Genomic DNA, 1,050 nt, shown 5'->3' with positions numbered 1-1,050 from the left:
GTTTAATTGTAGATTTCACGGCAAGAAACGGGATTATTAATGATTTACTCGCCTTCATGGGAATGGAAAGAATAACGATGCTGCTAGAACCCGGATTATTCCGAACCATCTATGTGAGCTCTAATATTTGGCAGGAAGTGGGTTGGGGCTCGATTATCTATTTGGCTGCTTTAGCCGGCATCGATCAAGACTTGTATGAAGCGGCGACGATTGACGGGGCGGGACGTTTTAAGCAAATGCTGCATGTTACACTGCCGGGGATTATGCCCACTATTATCATCTTGTTTATTTTAAGAATGGGAAGCATGATGAACGTCGGATTCGATAAAATCTTCCTGTTGTACAATCCGGTTACCTACGAAACTTCGGATGTGATTTCAACTTATGTATACCGCAAAGGGATTCTAGAAGCAAACTACAGCTTCAGCGCAGCCGTTGGATTATTTAACTCGGTGATCAATTTTGCGCTCTTGGTAGCTACCAACAAAATCAGTAAAAAAGTCAATGAAACCAGTCTTTGGTAGGGAGGGATGACGATGAATCTAAAGCGAAGCAAAGCCGAAGCTATTTTCGGTTTTTTTAATATATGCTTCTTGCTGTTTCTAGCTTTAATTACACTTTATCCATTTCTATATGTGACTATGGCGTCCTTAAGTAACCCTTCAAGTTTAGCGAGTCATTCCGGTTTGTTGCTCTGGCCTTTGGGTTTTAATGTAGACGGTTACATCAGTGTTTTTAAAAATCCCAATATCATCACGGGTTACACCAATACGTTAATTTATGTTGTAGTGGGAACAAGTATCAACGTAATTATTACCTCTATCGGAGCCTATGTATTATCGAGAAAAGGTGTCATGCTGCGGGATTCAATCATGATGATGATTGTGTTTACGATGTTTTTTAGCGGAGGCTTGATTCCAAACTATTTGCTTGTGAAAAGTCTCGGCATGTTTGACACAATGTGGGCACTCATTCTACCGGGAGCGATCAGCACCTATAATTTGATTATCATGAGAACCTCGTTTGCGGCGATTCCGGATAGTTTGGAAG

2 protein-coding genes are annotated in these 1,050 nt (G+C 41.0%); both read left to right on the top strand.

All coding sequences use genetic code 11. The features are described 5' to 3' along the window. Window positions 1–524: ABC transporter permease subunit (locus AC1DUA_RS38800; protein WP_477504752.1), on the top strand; the 524-nt coding region annotated here is incomplete at its 5' end. A gap of 12 nt (window positions 525–536) precedes the next feature. Further along, window positions 537–1,050 (top strand): carbohydrate ABC transporter permease (locus tag AC1DUA_RS38795; protein ID WP_477504751.1); only part of this gene is annotated, 514 nt, incomplete at its 3' end.

This window comes from Paenibacillus sp. 01T422, from assembly GCF_056398785.1.
Note: the sequence above shows the minus strand (reverse complement) of the source record. Positions and strands in the feature narration are given on the sequence as shown.